Origin of the sequence: Nonomuraea sp. NPDC050540, assembly GCF_044457485.1 — a bacterium.
Taxonomy (GTDB): domain Bacteria; phylum Actinomycetota; class Actinomycetes; order Streptosporangiales; family Streptosporangiaceae; genus Nonomuraea.
Genome location: NZ_JBITHA010000011.1, coordinates 265,303 through 282,517, shown reverse-complemented (window position 1 = coordinate 282,517; position 17,215 = coordinate 265,303). Strand labels below are relative to the sequence as shown.

The 17,215-nt window shown below is 69.3% G+C and carries 19 protein-coding genes and 1 riboswitch; of the genes, 12 read left to right on the top strand and 7 right to left on the bottom strand.

Annotated features, from left to right (window positions below; all coding sequences use genetic code 11):
* Positions 1–161: 161 nt before the first annotated feature.
* The 9 genes from tilS to ACIBI5_RS33830 all read left to right on the top strand — a co-directional run bounded on the left by tilS (position 162) and on the right by ACIBI5_RS33830 (position 7,546).
* Positions 162–1,157, top strand: coding sequence for a tRNA lysidine(34) synthetase TilS (gene tilS / locus ACIBI5_RS33870; RefSeq protein WP_397252781.1), 996 nt, complete (start codon positions 162–164; stop codon positions 1,155–1,157).
* 11 nt (positions 1,158–1,168) lie between these two features.
* Positions 1,169–1,720 carry a hypoxanthine phosphoribosyltransferase gene (hpt, locus tag ACIBI5_RS33865; protein WP_312896704.1) on the top strand — a complete coding sequence of 184 codons (552 nt, stop codon included), beginning with the start codon at positions 1,169–1,171 and terminating at the stop codon, positions 1,718–1,720.
* A 260-nt stretch (positions 1,721–1,980) separates the two neighbouring features.
* On the top strand, positions 1,981–3,975 hold the full coding sequence (ftsH, locus tag ACIBI5_RS33860; RefSeq protein WP_397252780.1) for an ATP-dependent zinc metalloprotease FtsH: 1,995 nt from the start codon (positions 1,981–1,983) through the stop codon (positions 3,973–3,975).
* Positions 3,972–4,541 carry a GTP cyclohydrolase I FolE gene (gene folE / locus ACIBI5_RS33855; protein WP_184971390.1) on the top strand — a complete coding sequence of 190 codons (570 nt, stop codon included), beginning with the start codon at positions 3,972–3,974 and terminating at the stop codon, positions 4,539–4,541. The genes ftsH and folE overlap by 4 nt, the downstream gene beginning before the upstream one ends.
* A 451-nt stretch (positions 4,542–4,992) precedes the next feature.
* Positions 4,993–5,793 carry a dihydropteroate synthase gene (gene folP / locus ACIBI5_RS33850; RefSeq protein ID WP_397252830.1) on the top strand — a complete coding sequence of 267 codons (801 nt, stop codon included), beginning with the start codon at positions 4,993–4,995 and terminating at the stop codon, positions 5,791–5,793.
* On the top strand, positions 5,790–6,233 hold the full coding sequence (locus ACIBI5_RS33845; RefSeq protein ID WP_397188714.1) for a nuclear transport factor 2 family protein: 444 nt from the start codon (positions 5,790–5,792) through the stop codon (positions 6,231–6,233). The genes folP and ACIBI5_RS33845 overlap by 4 nt, the downstream gene beginning before the upstream one ends.
* Positions 6,223–6,588 carry a dihydroneopterin aldolase gene (gene folB / locus ACIBI5_RS33840; protein ID WP_397252779.1) on the top strand — a complete coding sequence of 122 codons (366 nt, stop codon included), beginning with the start codon at positions 6,223–6,225 and terminating at the stop codon, positions 6,586–6,588. The genes ACIBI5_RS33845 and folB overlap by 11 nt, the downstream gene beginning before the upstream one ends.
* A complete protein-coding gene (gene folK, locus ACIBI5_RS33835) occupies positions 6,585–7,088 on the top strand; it encodes a 2-amino-4-hydroxy-6-hydroxymethyldihydropteridine diphosphokinase (protein ID WP_397252778.1) in 504 nt (167 codons plus the stop codon). The genes folB and folK overlap by 4 nt, the downstream gene beginning before the upstream one ends.
* Positions 7,085–7,546 carry a DUF3180 domain-containing protein gene (locus ACIBI5_RS33830; protein ID WP_397252777.1) on the top strand — a complete coding sequence of 154 codons (462 nt, stop codon included), beginning with the start codon at positions 7,085–7,087 and terminating at the stop codon, positions 7,544–7,546. Before folK ends, ACIBI5_RS33830 begins: the two co-directional genes overlap by 4 nt.
* On the opposite strand, the gene ACIBI5_RS33825 is transcribed toward ACIBI5_RS33830, so the two are convergent.
* The 4 genes from ACIBI5_RS33825 to ACIBI5_RS33810 are packed head-to-tail and all read right to left on the bottom strand — an operon-like array spanning position 7,531 to position 10,297.
* Positions 7,531–7,848 (bottom strand): type II toxin-antitoxin system PemK/MazF family toxin, encoded by a 318-nt coding sequence (locus tag ACIBI5_RS33825; protein ID WP_379638430.1) that lies wholly within the window; start codon positions 7,846–7,848, stop codon positions 7,531–7,533. The two genes, ACIBI5_RS33830 and ACIBI5_RS33825, sit on opposite strands and share 16 nt — an antisense overlap.
* Complete coding sequence (locus ACIBI5_RS33820; protein ID WP_397252776.1) at positions 7,845–8,042, bottom strand: hypothetical protein; 198 nt, start codon at positions 8,040–8,042, stop codon at positions 7,845–7,847. Before ACIBI5_RS33820 ends, ACIBI5_RS33825 begins: the two co-directional genes overlap by 4 nt.
* Positions 8,043–8,063: 21 nt before the next feature.
* On the bottom strand, positions 8,064–9,155 hold the full coding sequence (locus ACIBI5_RS33815; RefSeq protein WP_397252775.1) for an acyltransferase: 1,092 nt from the start codon (positions 9,153–9,155) through the stop codon (positions 8,064–8,066).
* On the bottom strand, positions 9,152–10,297 hold the full coding sequence (locus tag ACIBI5_RS33810; protein ID WP_397252774.1) for an NADH-quinone oxidoreductase subunit D: 1,146 nt from the start codon (positions 10,295–10,297) through the stop codon (positions 9,152–9,154). The genes ACIBI5_RS33815 and ACIBI5_RS33810 overlap by 4 nt, the downstream gene beginning before the upstream one ends.
* A gap of 159 nt (positions 10,298–10,456) precedes the next feature.
* Here ACIBI5_RS33810 and ACIBI5_RS33805 point away from each other — a divergent pair, with 159 nt between their 5' ends.
* The gene (locus ACIBI5_RS33805) at positions 10,457–11,224 is read left to right on the top strand and encodes a DoxX family membrane protein (protein ID WP_397252773.1); all 768 of its coding nucleotides are present in this window, start codon (positions 10,457–10,459) and stop codon (positions 11,222–11,224) included.
* A gap of 34 nt (positions 11,225–11,258) precedes the next feature.
* Here the strand turns inward: ACIBI5_RS33805 and ACIBI5_RS33800 are convergent, their stop codons facing one another.
* Positions 11,259–12,557, bottom strand: a complete 1,299-nt coding sequence (locus ACIBI5_RS33800; RefSeq protein WP_397252772.1) for an aminotransferase class V-fold PLP-dependent enzyme — start codon at positions 12,555–12,557, stop codon at positions 11,259–11,261.
* A 44-nt stretch (positions 12,558–12,601) separates the two neighbouring features.
* Positions 12,602–12,717: riboswitch (SAM riboswitch) on the bottom strand.
* Positions 12,718–12,910: 193 nt separating this feature from the next.
* On the opposite strand from ACIBI5_RS33800, the gene ACIBI5_RS33795 reads away from it, so the two are divergent.
* Both ACIBI5_RS33795 and ACIBI5_RS33790 read left to right on the top strand, forming a co-directional pair.
* Positions 12,911–13,660: a TerC family protein gene (locus tag ACIBI5_RS33795; RefSeq protein WP_397252771.1), complete on the top strand. Its 750-nt coding sequence runs from the start codon at positions 12,911–12,913 to the stop codon at positions 13,658–13,660.
* 9 nt (positions 13,661–13,669) lie between these two features.
* On the top strand, positions 13,670–14,860 hold the full coding sequence (locus ACIBI5_RS33790) for a cytochrome P450 (protein ID WP_397252770.1): 1,191 nt from the start codon (positions 13,670–13,672) through the stop codon (positions 14,858–14,860).
* Positions 14,861–14,887: 27 nt separating this feature from the next.
* Here the strand turns inward: ACIBI5_RS33790 and ACIBI5_RS33785 are convergent, their stop codons facing one another.
* Both ACIBI5_RS33785 and ACIBI5_RS33780 read right to left on the bottom strand, forming a co-directional pair.
* Positions 14,888–16,186, bottom strand: a complete 1,299-nt coding sequence (locus tag ACIBI5_RS33785; RefSeq protein ID WP_397252769.1) for an FAD-binding oxidoreductase — start codon at positions 16,184–16,186, stop codon at positions 14,888–14,890.
* 45 nt (positions 16,187–16,231) lie between these two features.
* Positions 16,232–17,170: an SAM-dependent methyltransferase gene (locus ACIBI5_RS33780; RefSeq protein ID WP_397252768.1), complete on the bottom strand. Its 939-nt coding sequence runs from the start codon at positions 17,168–17,170 to the stop codon at positions 16,232–16,234.
* Between the last annotated feature and the right edge of the window lie 45 nt (positions 17,171–17,215).

The following is a 17,215-nucleotide window of genomic DNA, read 5'->3' as shown; positions in this document are numbered from 1 at the left end:
GCACCATCTCCTGAGTACGGCCGGGCTGGTGGAGCGAGCTACGGCCAAGGCGGTCCTGCGCCGCTGGAAGCGCTCCGCGTCGAGAACTCCGGCTGGGGACGTCACCGTCGCGCCGCCTGAACGGCCGGCCATCAAACCGAACACCGCCCGGGGCGGGGACAATGGGCGGCATGGGGCCGCATCCAGCCGTAGCCGACGTCCGGCGAGCTGTCAGAGAGGTCCTGGGTGATCTGCCCCAGGGTGACCTGGTACTGGCCGCGTGCAGCGGCGGCGCCGACTCCCTGGCCCTGGCCGCGGCTCTGGCTTTCGTGGCGCCGAGGATGGGTCTGCGGGCAGGGCTGGTGACGGTGGATCACGGTCTGCAGGAGGGTTCGGCGGAGCGGGCGGCCGGTGTGGCCGCGCTGCCACTGGGGCTGGACCCCGCGGAGGTGCTGACGGCGGAGGTGGGCACCGAGGGCGGACCGGAGGCGGCGGCGAGGGACGCGCGGTACAAGGCGCTCAAGGAGGCGGCGGCCAGGTTGGGCGCGGTGGTGGTCCTGCTGGGCCACACGATGGACGACCAGGCGGAGACGGTGCTCCTGGGGCTGGCGCGGGGCAGCGGGCCGCGGTCGTTGTCGGGGATGGCGAAGGTTCAGGGGATCTATCGGCGGCCGTTCCTGGAGCTGGGGCGGAGTACGACGGTGTCCGCCTGTGCACAGCTGGGCCTGGAGCCGTGGGAGGACCCGCACAACGAGGAACACCGGTTCACCCGGGTGCGGGTGCGCAAGGCGGTGCTGCCGGTGCTGGAGGGCGAGCTGGGGCCCGGAGTGGCTCAGGCGTTGGCGCGGACGGCCAAGCTGGCTCGCGACGATGCCGACGCGCTTCAGGAATGGGCGGAGAAGGCGTTCGAGGATTGCGCTCTAAGCGATATCCCGGGGAAGGTGACGCTGGCCGTACCGGCGCTGGAGGATCTTCCCGGCGCGGTCCGGCGGCGGGTGATCAAACGGGCGGCGACCGACGCCGGGGTGCCTTCTGGAGCCTTGTCGGCCGTCCACGTGCACGCCGTCGAGCGGCTGATCACCGAGTGGCGGGGGCAGAAGGGCGTTGACCTGCCCGGGGGTCTGACCGCCGTGCGGCGGTATGGGACGCTGATACTCGCCATCAGACCCATCCCGTAAGGAACTCGCAGGTGGACGCTGCCGACATGGGCCACGACCTCGAGAAGGTCCTCATCCCCGAGGACGAACTCCAGGCGAAGATCAAAGAGCTTGCCGGCCGGATCGACGAAGACTACGCGGGCCAGGAACTGCTGCTCGTGGGCGTGCTGAAAGGGGCGGTCATGGTCATGGCCGACCTGGCCAGGGCCTTGCACACCTCGGTGCAGATGGACTGGATGGCGGTGTCCTCCTACGGCGCCGGCACCAAGTCGTCGGGTGTGGTCCGGGTGCTGAAGGACCTGGACAACGACATCATGGGCCGCCACGTGCTGATCGTCGAGGACATCATCGACTCCGGCCTGACCCTCCACTGGCTGCTGGAGAACCTGAAATCGCGCAACCCGGCCTCGCTGGAGATCTGCGCGGCGCTGCGTAAGCCGGACGCGGTGAAGGTGCCGATTGATGTGAAGTATGTCGGTTTCGACATCCCGAACGAGTTCGTCATCGGCTACGGGCTGGACTACGCGGAGAAGTACCGCAACCTGCCGTTCATCGGCACGTTGGCTCCGCATGTCTACACGTAACTGTCTGTGCGGCATTTCCGACATTGCACGCAGGGACCGGGAACATCGCTCTACCTGACGTACGTTGGTAGGGCAAGGCCGGTCTAGCGGGCGGTGCCACCGCGCGTTGTCCGGTGTACCTTCTGACGACGGGAGGGTGACCACGTGGTCCCCTTCGGGTAGTCAGTAGTCGCGGTGTCGGATGCCGCGGCCCCGGGCCCTGCCCGGGGTTTCCAGGCCATGGTCAGGAAGGGACGGGCCCGCAAGGGGTTCCGCATCGGATGGATCTCAAGCGATTTACACGTGGGCCACTGCTGTGGATCCTGGGCATCGTCGTGCTGCTCCTGCTCGTCACCCAGCTGTGGAGCGGCGGTGGCAACTTCAAGCAGGCCGACACGTCCACGGTCCTCGAGCAGATCCGCACCGGCAACGTCAGCAACGCGAAGATTGTTGACAAGGACCAGCGGATCGAGCTGACCCTCCACAACAAGATCACCGTCAAGTCGGGCGACGCCCCGACCAACATGATCCAGTCTGACTGGGTCACCGGCTACGGCCCGACGCTCACCGAAGAGCTGAACAAGCAGGTGGGCGCCGGAAAGACCAAGAGCTTCACCACCGAGGTGCCGCAGGAGAACTTCCTCGTCGGCCTCCTGGTGAGCTTCCTGCCGATCGTCATCATCGTGCTGATCTTCCTGTTCATCATGAACCAGATGCAGGGCGGCGGCTCCCGGGTGATGAGCTTCGGCAAGTCGAAGGCCAAGCTGATCACCAAGGACACTCCCAAGACGACGTTCGCCGACGTCGCGGGCGCCGACGAGGCCATCGAGGAGCTCCAGGAGATCAAGGAGTTCCTGCAGGCCCCGGCCAAGTTCCAGGCGATCGGCGCGAAGATCCCGAAGGGCGTGCTCCTGTACGGCCCGCCCGGCACCGGCAAGACCCTGCTGGCCCGCGCGGTGGCCGGTGAGGCCGGAGTGCCCTTCTACTCGATCTCCGGTTCCGACTTCGTCGAGATGTTCGTCGGCGTCGGCGCCTCCCGCGTGCGCGACCTGTTCGAGCAGGCGAAGGCCAACGCCCCGGCGATCATCTTCATCGACGAGATCGACGCCGTCGGCCGCCACCGCGGCGCCGGTCTGGGCGGCGGTCACGACGAGCGCGAGCAGACGCTGAACCAGCTGCTCGTCGAGATGGACGGCTTCGACGTCAAGGGCGGCGTGATCCTCATTGCCGCGACGAACCGGCCCGACATCCTCGACCCGGCGCTGCTGCGCCCCGGCCGTTTCGACCGGCAGGTCACCGTCGACCGTCCCGACCTGGAGGGCCGCAAGGGCATCCTCAAGGTCCACGGTCGCGGCAAGCCGTTCGCGCCGGAGGTCGACCTGGACGTCATCGCCCGCCGTACCCCTGGATTCACCGGTGCGGACCTCGCGAACGTGATCAACGAGGCGGCGCTGCTCACCGCGCGCGCCGACCAGAAGCTGATCTCGATGGACACCCTTGAGGAGGCCATCGACCGCGTCATGGCAGGGCCCGAGCGCAAGACGCGGGTCATGTCCGACAAGGAGAAGAAGATGATCGCCTACCACGAGGGCGGTCACGCGCTCGTGGCGCACGCGTTGCCCAACAGCGACCCCGTGCACAAGATCACAATCCTCTCACGCGGCCGCGCGCTCGGCTACACGATGACGCTGCCGATGGAGGACAAGTTCCTCGCCACCCGCTCGGAGATGATGGACCAGCTCGCGATGCTGCTCGGCGGCCGCGCGGCGGAGGAGCTCGTCTTCCACGAGCCCACCACCGGCGCCTCCAACGACATCGAGAAGGCCACCGCCGTGGCCCGCCGCATGGTCACCGAGTACGGCATGAGCGAGCAGCTCGGGGCGCGCAAGTTCGGCAGCGGTCAGGCCGAGGTGTTCCTGGGCCGCGAGATGGGCCACGAGCGCGACTACTCCGAGAAGATCGCATCCACGATCGACGAGGAAGTCCGCCGGATGATCGAGACGGCGCACGACCAGGCGTGGGACATCCTGGTCGAGTACCGCGAGGTGCTCGACAACCTGGTGCTCGAACTCATGGAGAAGGAGACCCTCTCCCGCCAGCAGGTGGTGGAGATCTTCTCGTCCGTGGTCGTCAAGGAGCACCGCCCGTCCTACGCGGGCTACGGCAAGCGGCTTCCGTCGGACCTGCCGCCCATCCTGACGCCGAAGGAGCAGTCGGCCAACGGCTCGCTCACCGCGGGGCACCAGGACGCCCTGCCGTCCGGGGACAGTGCGTGAACGTAGATCAACCAAGGATCGAGAAGGCCGTCCGGGAGATCCTCATCGCCATCGGCGAGGACCCCGACCGTGACGGCCTCCTCGACACCCCCTCCCGGGTCGCACGCGCTTACGCGGAACAGTTCTCCGGCCTGCGCCAGCAGCCGGAGGACGTCCTCACCAAGGTCTTCGACGTCGACCACGACGAGATGATCCTCGTGCGCGACATCGAGGTGTACTCCACCTGCGAACACCACCTGGTCCCTTTCCACGGGGTGGCCCACGTCGGCTACATCCCCAACGAAAAGGGCCAGGTCACGGGCCTGTCCAAGCTGGCCCGCCTGGTCGACGTCTACGCCCGCCGCCCGCAGGTCCAGGAACGCATGACCTCCCAGATCGCCGACGCGATGATGCGCGTGCTGGAGCCGCGCGGCGTCATCGTGGTGATCGAGGCCGAACACCTGTGCATGACGATGCGGGGCGTGCGCAAGCCAGGCGCCAAAACCCTCACCAGCGCGGTCCGCGGCGACTTCCGCACCAGCGACAAAACCCGCGCCGAGGCGATGAGCCTCATCATCGGCCGCTGACCGCCCTTCCCCAGTCAGAACAACCCGCCTTAGGGGTTACGGCAAGCCCAGGGAACCCCACCCGCCGCACCCCTCGGCGGCCTTCCAGGGAAGCGGCCGTCCACCTCACGGGTGTCCCGCCGTTACGTCCGCCCGGTCGGCCGGGCACACGACCCCACCCCGGCCACCGCACATCGGCGCCGCCCCGCCGGCGCCGCATCCCGCCGCACCGGCGCCTCGGAAGTACCGCCCGAGAGAGCGGGCCCCTGACGGAAGGGGCGGGCGTTACGCTGACTGGGCTGTGGCGGATATACACGTGATCCTGCGACGCGGCCACGAAGACAGCCGGCCACTGAGAGTTGAGAGCGGCGGGGAAAGTGCCACCCACGACATCGAGAGCGAACCACCACCGCCTAGGCTTGGGGGCATGATGAGGGTGCCGGGACTGCCTGCCGAGGATCGGTGCCTCGTCATGGGTGTGGTCAACGTCACGCCCGACTCCTTCTCCGACGGCGGGTTGTGGTTCGACGAGGCGGCGGCGATCCGGCACGGGCTTGAGCTCGTGACCGAGGGCGCCGACATCGTCGACGTGGGTGGGGAGTCCACGCGGCCGGGTGCCGCGCGGGTGGCGTTGGATGAAGAGCTGGCCAGGGTGGTTCCGGTGATCCGGGCGCTGGCCGGCGAGGGTGTCGCGGTCAGTGTGGACACCATGCGGGCCGAGGTCGCCAAGGCGGCCGTCGAGGCGGGTGCGCGGCTGGTCAACGACGTGAGCGGCGGGCTGGCCGATCCGGACATGCCGCAGGTCGTGGCCGCCACCGGTGTGCCGTACGTGGTCATGCACTGGCGTGGCCACTCCCATGACATGGACAATCGGGCCGTCTACGAGGACGTGGTCACCGAGGTGGGTGAAGAGCTGGCCAAGCGGGTCGACTACGTGCTGGCCGAGGGTGTTTCCACGGAACAGGTGGTGCTGGATCCGGGGCTGGGGTTCGCGAAGAACGCCGAGCACAGCTGGGCGGTTCTGGCCGGCATCGAACGGCTGGCGGAGCTGGGGTTCCCGCTGCTGGTCGGGGCGTCGCGCAAACGGTTCATCGGGCGGCTGCTGGCCGACGCCGACGGCACTCCGCGTCCGTTCAGCAGGAGCGACGACGCCACTCTGGCGGTGACGGCGCTGGCCGCGCGGGCGGGCGCGTGGTGCGTGCGGGTGCACGAGGTAGGGCCCAACGCGGACGCCGTGCGTGTGGCCGCCGCATGGAAGAGAGCCGAAGGATGAGCGTCGACACCGCGGCCATCGAGACGGTCAACCAGGCCTTCTATACCGCCATAGAGAACGCCGATCTCGACAAGATGACCGAGATCTGGGCCGAGGACACGATCAGCGATCAGGTGAGCTGTGTCCATCCTGGCTGGTCGTTGCTGGCCGGGCGCTCCGAGGTGCTGCGGTCCTGGGCGTTGATCATGGCGAACACCACGTACATCCAGTTCGTGCTCACGGACGTGAGCACCGTCGTGCTGGGTGACGTGGCGGTCCTGACCTGCGTGGAGAACATCCTGACCGCCGGCGAGGAGGGCGAGGCCAGCTTCGCCGCCGGGAAGGTCGTGGCGAGCAACGTCTACCTCCGTACGCCGCAGGGCTGGCGGTTGTGGATGCACCACGGCTCACCGGTGCTGCAGGGCGAGGACGACGAGGAAGAGGGCGAGCTTGACCGCTGACCGCATCACGCTGAAGGGCCTGCGCGCCCGGGGCCGTCACGGGGTGCTGCCCGCGGAGCGCGAGCTGGGCCAGGAGTTCGTGGTCGACGCGACGCTGTTCCTCGACACCGCTCCGGCGGCGGCCGGCGACGACCTCACGCTGACCGTCCACTACGGCGAGCTGGCCGAGGCGCTGGTCAAGGTCGTCGAGGGCGAGCCGGTCGAGCTGATCGAGACGCTGGCCCAGCGGCTGGCGGACGTCTGCCTGGCTTCCGCACTGGTGGAGCGGGCCGAGGTGAGCGTGCACAAGCCGGCGGCGCCGATCCCGCTGCCCTTCGACGACGTCGTGGTCACGATCGAACGGAGCCGGCCATGAAAGTGGTTCTCGCGCTGGGCAGCAATCTCGGGCAGCGCTTCCAGACGTTGCAGGGCGCGGTCGACACGCTGTTCGACGCGCCGGGGCTGGAGTTTCTGGCGGCCTCGCCGGTGTATGAGACCGATCCGGTGGGCGGGCCGGAGGGGCAGAAGCCGTACCTGAACGCGGTGATCGTCGCGGAGGCGAAGTTGCAGCCGCAGATGCTGCTCGACCGGGCGCAGAGCGTGGAGAACGCCTTCGGCCGGGTGCGGGAGGAGCGGTGGGGCGCGCGCACGCTCGACGTGGACCTGCTGGTGGTCGGCGAGGTGATCAGCGACGACCCCGAGCTGACGCTGCCGCATCCGCGGGCGCACGAGCGGGCGTTCGTGCTGGTGCCGTGGGCTCAGGTGGATCCCGACGGTGAGATTCCCGGGCGGGGGCGGGTGGCCGATCTGCTGGCCGGGCTCGACCGGACCGGGGTGTGGCTGCGCGAGGACCTGAAGCTGCAGGGGCCGGCTTGAGGCCCACCAAGCCCGGCGTGCTCGTCGGGATCGTCGTCGTGCTGGCTCTGCTCACCTGGATTCTGGTGCGGCAGGTCTACTCCGATCTGCCGGTGATTCCGTGGACCGCGATTCCGACCGTGCTGCTGCTGGCCGTGGGCGAGGCTTACAGCGCGTGGATGACGCGGGCGCGCATCGCCCGCAAGCCGGGCACCAAGCCGGTGGAGCCGCTGGCGGTGGCGCGTCTGGCCGCTCTGGCCAAGGCTTCGGCGTACGTGGGGGCGGTGTTCGCCGGGATCTTCGCCGGGTTCTCGCTGCACACCATGTCGATGCTGACCAGGCAGACGCCGCGGGCGGAGTTCTTCGTCGCCACGGGCTCGTTCCTGGCCTTCGTCGTGCTGATCGGCGCGGCCCTCTTCCTCGAACACTCCTGCCGTATCCCGAAGGACCCGGAAGCGGAGCGTCAGAGCCCCAGGTAGAGGATCACCGTGTGTTCCACCTCTGCTAGCTCGTCTCGGCCGAGATAGTAGAGGGGCGGATCCTGGATGAAACTGGTGTCCACCGTGCGGATTTGATCGACAAGAAAGCGCGTGCGTGTCCCCCCGAGCTCGATCTCGGGTCTGAAGAGCGATGCCTGCGCCTTCGTGGAGGTCGGGATGACCGTTGCCACTGTCCAGGACTCTGTCGAAGGACTGAGCACCAATCCGTAGCGTCGCCCGCGTTGTTCGTGCCCGCGTTTCGCCTCCCCGAAGTCCACTCGGTAGACCGCGCCGCGGATCACCAGGCGTCCTCTTCGTCCGAGAGGTCTTCGTCGGCCAGTCGCGCCATGTCGGCTTCTGCTTGCCGCATCCAGACTTCGCGGTCGAGCAGGCGAAGTGCTCGCCGGATGACGTCGCTGGTAGTTTCACCCTCGCTCATGGCTGACTTGATGATGCGCTCGTCGTCCGGTGTCGCCCGGAAGCCGATGTTCGTCATGGCTCCAGGTTACGATGGCGTTCAACGATTGTCAGGCATTTGCTGAACGCTGCGGCGCTTGCGGCCGAACAAGTAGATGACCGGGAGGGTGCAGATCAGGGGGCCGAGGATGGCCAGTGGGCGTTCCAGCCACCACGTGAAGTCCGGTGGGATGGTGCCGCCGAGCGTGCCGAACAACCACCACCCGAGCCCCAGCGCGATCGCCATCCCGGTCGTGTGGAACAGGAACAGCGGAAGCGCGAACCGGTTGATGGTGTCGTTGACCCGCTTCCATCCGGGCTTTTCCAGCACCCGCTCCATGGCCGGGCGCAGCACCTCGACCAGGCCGATCTGGAAGATGAGCAGGGCGACGATGACGAAGGTCGGCGGCGCCATGTTGGACCACTTCTCACCGGGTACGCCGACCATCGAGCCCGGGTAGATGCCCGAGTAGACCAGCCCGATCAGCATGAACAGGCCGGTCCAGAGCACGCCGACGTCGTAGCGGCGGGGCAGCGCGACCACGCGGTCGTAGAAGAAGCCGGCCTGGTGCGCCAGCCCCCACACGATGATCATGTTGAACCAGCCGGCCCACTCCAGGTGGTAGCGGAACCGGAGTACGTCGACGACCAGCGCCGCGCCGCCCAGCCAGATGAGGGCGAGCACGTCGTAGCGCCGGTGCAGCCACAGCGCGACCGGCAGCAGCGCGATCAGCGTCAGGTAGACCCCGATGAACCACAGCGGGCTCAGCACCAGCAGCACGACCCGCCACGTCCAGGGCGGGGCGTCGAACACCGTGGTGGCGACGGTTCCGATGGCGATCCACGCCGCCGACAGTCCGAGCGCGGGCAGTGCCAGCGCCCGCAGCCGCCGCCAGACGAAGGCGCCGATGCCGACGCCGCGCTCGCAGGCCCGGTTCCAGGACAGCAGGTGGACGTGCCCGCCGACGTAGAAGAACAGCGGCAGCACCTGCAGCAGCCAGGTGAGGATCCACAGCCCGGTGGTGAATCCGAGCGGGCTGGTCGGCGAGGGCCCGTCCGGCGTCCATTGCAGGATCGTGAACGCCCAATGCCACACCACGACGACGATCAGGCTCAGAGCGCGCAGCCAGTCGACGTATTTGTCGCGTTTCACTTGTCGATGTCACCCACGACGAAGAACATGGATCCCAAGATCGCCACCATGTCGGCCACCAGGTGCCCCGGCAGGATCTCGCGCAGCACCTGGATGTTGCTGAAGGAGGCGGAGCGCAGCTTCATCCGCCACGGCGTCTTGTCCCCCTTGGAGACCAGGTAGTAGCCGTTGATGCCGAGCGGGTTCTCGGTCCAGGCGTAGGTGTGGCCCTCGGGCACCTTCAGCACCTTGGGCAGGCGCTGGTTGATCGGGCCGGGCGGCAGCGAGCGCAGCTTGTCGACGCAGGCCTCGGCCAGGTCGAGGGAGACCTTCACCTGGTCCAGCAGGACCTCGAAGCGGGCGTAGGAGTCGCCGGCGGTCCGCGTGACGACCTTGACCGGAAGTTCGGAGTAGGCCAGGTACGGCTGGTCGCGGCGCAGGTCGATGTCGACCCCGGCGGCTCGGGCTATGGGGCCGCTCACGCCGTACTGCATGATCGTGTCGCGGTCGAGCACGCCGACGCCCTTGGTGCGCGCCAGGAAGATCTCGTTGTGCAGGATGAGGCCCTCGATGTCGGGGACCTTGCGGCGGGTCATCGCGACGGTCTCGGCCACGCGGTCCAGCCAGCCGAGCGGCAGTTCTTCCTTGAGCCCGCCGACGCGGTTGAACATGTAGTGCATGCGCCCGCCGGAGATCTCCTCCATGACGGCCTGGATGCGCTCGCGCTCCTCGAAGGCGTAGAAGAGCGGCGTGATCGCGCCCAGCTCCAGCGGGTAGGAGCCGAGGAACATCAGGTGGTTGAGCACCCGGTTGAGCTCGGCCAGCAGCGTACGCGCCCACACCGCCCTGACCGGGACCTCCATGCCCAGCATGCGCTCGGCGGCCAGCACCACGCCGAGCTCGTTGGCGAACCCGGACAGCCAGTCGTGCCGGTTCGCCAGCATGATGATCTGCCGGTAGTCGCGGACCTCGAACAGCTTCTCCGCGCCCCGGTGCATGTAGCCGATGATGGGCTCGGCGCTGGAGATCCGCTCGCCGTCGAGCGTGAGCCGCAGCCGGAGCACGCCGTGGGTGGAGGGGTGCTGGGGGCCGATGTTGAGGACCATGTCCTCTGTGGCCAGTTCCTTCGCCCCTGCGCCGATCCCGATGATGCGCTCGGTCATTTCCCCATGCTCCCACCGGCCTCGCGCGCGATCTACTGTGCGGTCCTTTCATTCTGTACGGCGCGCCCAGGCGTAACGGGCCGTTCAAGAGACGGTATGGGGAGGAGTCGCAGGTCAGAGGGGTGGGGGACAATTACCACAACGGGGGGAGAAACCACCATGAAGCTAGCTTTCGACCTAGCTGCCCTGATCTCGCGGGTGACCATCGGCGTGATCTTCGTGGCCCACGGGTGGCAGAAATGGCAGAACGGACTGGGGCCGACGTCACAGATGTTCACCCAGTCCGGCGTGCCCCAACCCGAGCTCGCGGCCGGTTTCGCGACCGTGGCCGAGCTCGTGGGCGGCAGCTTCCTGATCATCGGACTGCTGACCCGCCTGGCCGCGCTGGCCCTGTTGTGCGTCAGCCTGGGCGCGATCATCTTCGTCCACGGTCAGAACGGCATCTTCGTCACCGACATGGGCTGGGAGCTCGTCGGCGCGCTGGGCGCGGCCTGCCTGCTCCTGCTGGCCGCCGGGGCGGGCCGGATCAGCGTCGACAGCATCGCCCGCACGATCCTGAGCAGGCGCGCGGCCGACCAGACGCTGCCGGAGTCGACCGGGAGCGGCGCGACGACCACGCCCATGCCCACGAACGTCCGCACCGTGCGGGACGTGCCGCGCACCGAAACGGAACCGCCCGCCAACGGGACGCGGCCGCCCACCGGGACGCAGGCGCCCGGCACCCGGGCAGAGCAGCCGCCCACGGGGACGCAGGCGCCCACGGGGACGCAGGCGCCCGGCAACGGGACGGAGTCGCGCGCCGACGTGCCGCGCCAGCCCACTCCGCCACCCGCCACGAGCAGCGGCGCGGCCCTGAGCGACGACGACATGAAGGCGCTCGACGCGCTGATGTCCGACGACCAGCCGAGGAAGAACCCGCCCGAGTGACGATCAGCCGAGGAAGAACCCGCCTGAGTGACGCCTAACGGGCGGCGAGGTCCCGCAGCGCGGTGATGAGCCGGTCGACGTGCTCGTCGGTGGTGCCGATGCCGATCGAGGCGCGCACCGCGGAAGCCGTCCCGTCCTCACAGCCGCCGTCGGCGGTACCCAGCAGATGCCGCACGAAGGGGTGCGCGCAGAACTTGCCGTCGCGCACGCCGATCCCGTACTCGCCGGACAGCGCCTCGGCGACCTCGCGCGCGCTGTAACCGTCCACGATGAAGGAGACGATGCCCACACGCGGGTGGTCGGGACCCCACAGCGACAGCTCCCGCACGCCCTCGATCGAGGCCAGGCCGTCACGCAGCCGCGCGATCAGCCTCTCCTCCTCGATGACCAGCGGTGCCCAGCCGGTCGCGCTCAGCGCGTCGCACGCCGCGGCCAGCGCGATCGCGCCGATCACGTTCGGGGTGCCGGCCTCGTGCCGGGGCTCGGGGTCGTCGTGCCACTCGGTGGACTCCCCGTCCGCCCCGACCGACTTCACCGCGCCGCCGCCCTTGAGGTACGGCTCGCCGCTCGCCAGCCAGTCACGGCGCCCGATCAGCACACCGGCGCCGAACGGCGCGTACAGCTTGTGGCCGGAGAAGACGACGTAGTCCAGGTCCAGGGCGGTCAGGTTGAGCTGGCGGTGCGGGACGAGCTGGGCGGCGTCGACCAGGATGCGGGCGCCGTGCCGGTGGGCGATGTGCGCGAGGGCGGCGATGGGCCACAGCTCGCCGGTGACGTTGGAGGCGGCGGTGACGACGAGCAGCTTGGGGCCGGAAACGGCGGCGAGGGCCTCGTCGGCCTGGCGGACGGCCTCGCCGGGGAAGGCGGGCGGCGCCAGCCGTACCGTCTTGTTCCAGGGGAGCAGCGAGGCGTGGTGCTCGCTGTCGAAGACCACGGTGGTGGTGCCCGCGGGCAGGACGCCGGCCAGCAGGTTCGTGGCGTCGGTGGTGTTGCGGGTGAAGATGACCGCGTCGTCGGGGCGGGCGCCGGCGAAGGCGCGGACGGTGTGGCGGGCCTGCTCGTAGCGGGCGGTGGTGAGCTGGGAGGCGTAGCCGGCGCCGCGGTGCACGCTGGAGTAGGCCGGGAGCGCGGCGGTGACGGCGGCGCTGACCGGCTCCAGACAGGGGGCGCTGGCGGCGTAGTCGAGGTTGGCGTAACCGACCAGCTTGCCGCCCTTGACCGGGACCTCCAGGTCGGCGCCGAGCACGGCCGGGACGGCACGGGCCTCGCCGTGCCGGGGCTGCTGCGACTGGGTCTGGGTGGGGACGGAGCTGAAGATGGTCAGCGTGGACACGGCAAGTCTCCTGGGGTCGTCGGGACCCCCTGGAATCGCCACGGAGCCCGCGCTTGCCCGCCACACCTCGTGACGGACCAGGTCCTCACCCGGGGCACCCCGCCGCGGACGCGAGGGTTGCCGGCCAGCTAGCCGGGGCTTGTCGCTGGCACTCATGACCTACACGCAGCACTATAAGCGACACCCGGCCATAAATAGCAACCCCTTAACGCTGCGGCCCGTCGTTGACCACCTCAGCAGGGTGGATCATCCCAGGCCAGCGACATATCCGAACTACTAAGGAGGATCGTGAACTTCTGCGGGGGTTAGGTCGTTGGTACCGGGAGATAGTTCCCGACAACGGAGGTGCGGAGATGTGGGACTGGGTAAGCAACCCGGAGATCTGGATCGGGTTCTTCACCCTGGTCGCCCTGGAGATCGTCCTGGGAATCGACAACATCATCTTCATCTCGATCCTCGCCGGGAAACTCCCTGAGCACCAGCGCGACCGGGCCCGGGTGCTCGGACTGGCCGCCGCGCTCATCAGCCGTCTGCTCCTGCTGCTCGCCCTGTCGTGGGTGGTCAGGCTGACCGAGCCCTTGTTCGCCGTCTTCGGTCATGACATATCCGGCCGTGACCTGATCCTCATCCTCGGTGGCCTGTTCCTGCTGGCCAAGAGCGTCACCGAGATCGGCCACAGCATGGAGCTGAAGGGCGACGACGGCAAGCCGCGCAAGGCCGCCTCGTTCGCCTCGGTGATCATCCAGATCATGATCCTCGACATCGTCTTCTCGCTCGACTCGGTCATCACCGCGGTCGGCATGGTGAACGAGCTGGGCGTCATGGTCGCGGCGGTGATCGTGTCGGTGCTGGTCATGCTGTTCGCCTCCGGCCCCATCAGCCGCTTCGTGGACAAGCACCCGAGCATCAAGATGCTGGCCCTGTCCTTCCTGGTGCTGATCGGCGTGGTGCTCCTCGCGGAGGGCTTCGGCCAGCACATCTCCAAGGGCTACATCTACTTCGCGATGGCCTTCTCGGTCATCGTCGAACTGCTCAACATCAGGATGCGCAGCAGGCAGGCCAAGCGGTCCGAGCAGGAGAACGCCCAGGACGGCAGCTCGTAGGATGAAGCGGTGCGCTTTGACCCGTGGAATCCGGATTTCGTGGCCCATCCTTATGACGTCTACGCCGAGCTGAGGCGGGCTGAGCCGGTCAGCTTCTTCGAGCTGACCGGCCAGTACCTGGTCTCGCGGCACGCCGACGTCAACGCGCTGCTGCGTGATCGCCGGCTCGGCCGTTCCTACCTGCACGTCGCCGCGCACGAGGAATTCGGGCAGGAGGCGCCGCCGGACTTCCAGGAGCCGTTCTGGCGGGTGGTCAACGCGGGCATGCTCGACGTGGAGCCGCCCGTCCACACGCGGTTGCGCCGCCTGGTCTCCAAGGCGTTCACGCCGAGGATGGTCGAGTCGCTACGGCCGCGCGTACGGGCGATCGCGGGTGGGCTGGTGGACGCCTTCGTGGCCAAGGGCGGCGGCGACCTGCTCGCCGAGGTGGCCGAGCCGCTGCCGGTGACGGTGATCGCCGAGATGCTCGGCATCCCCGACGCCGACCGGCACCTGCTGCGTCCCTGGTCGGCCGACATCTGCGGCATGTACGAGCTGAACCCGTCGCCGCAGGCCCAGCACACGGCGGTCCGCGCGGCGGCGGAGTTCGCCGGCTATCTGAAGGACCTGGCCCGTGAGCGCGGGCGGCAGCCCGGCGAGGACCTCGTCAGCGCGCTGGCCCAGATCGAGGAGCTGACCGAGGATGAGCTGGTCGGCACCTGCGTCCTGCTGCTCAACGCCGGCCACGAGGCCACCGTGAACGTCACCGGCAACGGCTGGTGGTCGCTGTTCAGGAACCCGGCCGAGCTGGAACGGCTGCGCGCCGACCACTCCCTGCTCCCGACGGCGATCGAGGAGCTGATGCGCTGGGACACGCCGCTGCAGATGTTCGAGCGCTGGGTTCTGGAGGACATCGAGGTGGAGGGCGTGGCGATCCCGAAGGGCGTGGAGGTGGCGCTGCTGTTCGGCTCCGCCAACCGCGATCCTGAGGTCTTCCCCGACCCCGACCGCCTGGACGTGGGCCGGGCCGACAACCCGCACATCTCCTTCGGCGCCGGCATCCACTTCTGCCTGGGCGCGCCTCTGGCCAGGATCGAGCTCATGGAGTCCTTCGGCGCCCTGCTGGAGAAGGCGCCGAAGCTGGAGCTGGTGCGCGAGCCGGTGTGGAAGCCCGGCTACGTCATCCGCGGCCTGGAGTCGCTCGAAGTCACGACGGGGTGATCGCCCGGCCCTCTGGGTCGCCGGAGGTCACGACGGGCTGATCAACCGGTCGCCGCCGAACATCCCGGCCGGGTCGTGCCGCTGTTTGACCTCCGCCAGCCGCCGCAGGTGCTCGGGCGTGAAGGCCCGCACCACCTGCTCCGGCGCGCCCATGAAGTTGAGCGGCACGAACCCGGTCGCGCTGCCCGCCAGCGCGGCCGAGAACCGATCGCCGAAAGCCGCCACCTCGGCCGCGGCCCGCTCGTCCGGAATCATGCTGACGGCCGCGAGGCCGAAGTCGCCCTGCCAGTAGCCAAGCCCGGCGTCGTCGGCGTGCGGGAGCCCGGCCACGTGCCTGACCAGGATGAAGACGTAGGGCTCTGTTCCGCGCGGCGCCACCTCCACCAGGTAGTCGATCACCGCGTCGGACAGCTCCGTCACCATCTCGCCCCGCGTCGTGTAGGGCAGCGGGTCGACCGGATCCCGGGTCACCGCGTCGATCTCGGTGAACGGCAGCGGCCCGGCCATGTCCACGGCCAGGCCGGGCACCGCCCGCATCGGCGCGACCAGGTCCTCGGCGCCGGGGCCGGTGGCGCACAGGCACACGCGCGCGAAGGAGCGCCCGCGCATCGGCTCGGGCACGAAGGGCGCGTCCGGCAGGTGGATCGTCCCGGCGGCCGAGGTGACCGAGACCGGCAGGTCCGCGGTCCACTCGCGGTAGGCGGTGAGCACCTGCCGGGTCAGCTCGACCGGCCAGAACAGGCCGCCGCCATAGAGGCTCGGCTCGCGGAGGAGCTTGATCCGCAGCGCGGTGACCGCGCCCAGGTTCGGTCCGCCGCCGCGCAGCGCCCACATGAGGTCCGGCTCGCCGGAGTCGTCGAGCCAGCGCAGGTTCCCGTCGCCGGTGACGATCTGGGCGGCGGTGATGGCGTCGCAGGCCAGGCCGTACTGGCGGGACAGGAAGCCGAGCCCGCCGCCGAGGCTGTTGCCGACGACGCCGACGTGGGTGCTGGATCCGGTCAGCGGCACCAGACCGTGGGGGTGGGCGGCGGCGATGACGTCCTTCCACGTGGCGCCGGCGCCGACGGTGGCGGTGCCGTCGGCCGGGTTGATCTCGACGCCGGTCAGCTCGGAGGTGACGATGAGCAGGTCGCCGGCGCCGGCCGCGCGGAGCGCGCCGTGGCCGGTGTTCTGCACGCGGACCCGTAGATCGTGGGCGGCGGCGTAGCGGACCGCCTCCCGGACGTGCTCGGGTGAGCCGGCCAGCACGGTGAGGGAGGGTTCGTGGGTGACGGCGAGGTTCCATGAGGCGGGAGCCGCGCGGAGCAGTCCCCTGGGCAGATCCATGAGAGTAATCGTCTCATGGCGGAGAGTGATCATCTAGGGGAGTGATCACGCCTGCTGCTGGAGCCAGCCGAAGCCGCCCAGGCCGCGGGGGTCGATCAGCTCGCCCTCCTCGGAGGCGCGCGCCAGCGCCCGCAGATATCCGCGGGGGTCGGTGTGGGCCAGGTCGAGGGGCGGGCGGGCGGCGGTGATGCCGAGGGTGCGCAGCGTGTCGCGCTGTGTGGACAACGTTGTGGATATCGCGCCGGCTCGCTCGCCGGCCGCGGCGCAGGAGTCAAGTGCCACGTGTGCGGTGATGTCGCAGGTCCCGTCTGGTATGGGCGGGACGACCGAACCGTCGCGGTATCCGGTGAGCGTTCCACAGGGCGGGCGGTTATCCACAGGGTGTGAATAGTCGACTGCCACGGCCAGGCCGCGGGCCAGCCGTACGATGACCGCCGCCCACGCGGCGTCACGGGCGCGGCCGATCTCCGCGCGGGCGCCGACGCACGACAGGGGCCACCAGCGGGCGAGCCACTCCTCGTCGGCGGGGTGGGGCGGCTCGCCGAGGCGTTCCTCGCCGGTCTCGGTGTCGACCATGACCAGGCGAGGACCGTCTGCGGTGTGCTCGGCCACGTCGAGCGGGATGTTGTCGAGCCACTCGTTGGCGATCGCCAGGCCGGTGATGCCGCCGGGAATGGTCTGCGACCAGGCGATGCGCTCGGGCAGGTGAGACGGCCTGGCGGAGAGGTCGACGGCGGTGACGTTCAGGCGTACGGCCAGCTCGGACGGTGCGGCCGCCAGCACGCGGCTGACCAGGACCCCCTCCCCGGCGCCGACGTCGACGAAGTCGAGTCGCTCCGGGTGGCCGAGCTCGGCGTCGACCCGGAGAAGGAGCGTGAGCGCCGCGTCGGCGAACGCGGCCCCGGCGCTGACCGAGGTGCGGAAGTGGCCGGAAGGGCGTTCGCGCAGGTAGAAACCCCTGTCGCCATAGAGTGCGCGCTCCATCGCGGCACGCCAGGTGAGCCACATTCCTGGACTATCTCATGACCG

Coding starts and splice junctions, on each gene's coding strand:
- ACIBI5_RS33785 (WP_397252769.1), bottom strand. CDS start 16,186: ATGGATCTGCCCAGGGGACTGCTCCGCGCGGCTCCCGCCTCATGGAAC.
- folP (WP_397252830.1), top strand. CDS start 4,993: ATGGGTGTGGTCAACGTCACGCCCGACTCCTTCTCCGACGGCGGGTTG.
- tilS (WP_397252781.1), top strand. CDS start 162: ATGGGCGGCATGGGGCCGCATCCAGCCGTAGCCGACGTCCGGCGAGCT.
- folK (WP_397252778.1), top strand. CDS start 6,585: ATGAAAGTGGTTCTCGCGCTGGGCAGCAATCTCGGGCAGCGCTTCCAG.
- ACIBI5_RS33845 (WP_397188714.1), top strand. CDS start 5,790: ATGAGCGTCGACACCGCGGCCATCGAGACGGTCAACCAGGCCTTCTAT.
- ACIBI5_RS33805 (WP_397252773.1), top strand. CDS start 10,457: ATGAAGCTAGCTTTCGACCTAGCTGCCCTGATCTCGCGGGTGACCATC.
- ACIBI5_RS33810 (WP_397252774.1), bottom strand. CDS start 10,297: ATGACCGAGCGCATCATCGGGATCGGCGCAGGGGCGAAGGAACTGGCC.
- ACIBI5_RS33780 (WP_397252768.1), bottom strand. CDS start 17,170: ATGGAGCGCGCACTCTATGGCGACAGGGGTTTCTACCTGCGCGAACGC.
- ACIBI5_RS33820 (WP_397252776.1), bottom strand. CDS start 8,042: ATGACGAACATCGGCTTCCGGGCGACACCGGACGACGAGCGCATCATC.
- ACIBI5_RS33795 (WP_397252771.1), top strand. CDS start 12,911: ATGTGGGACTGGGTAAGCAACCCGGAGATCTGGATCGGGTTCTTCACC.
- ftsH (WP_397252780.1), top strand. CDS start 1,981: ATGGATCTCAAGCGATTTACACGTGGGCCACTGCTGTGGATCCTGGGC.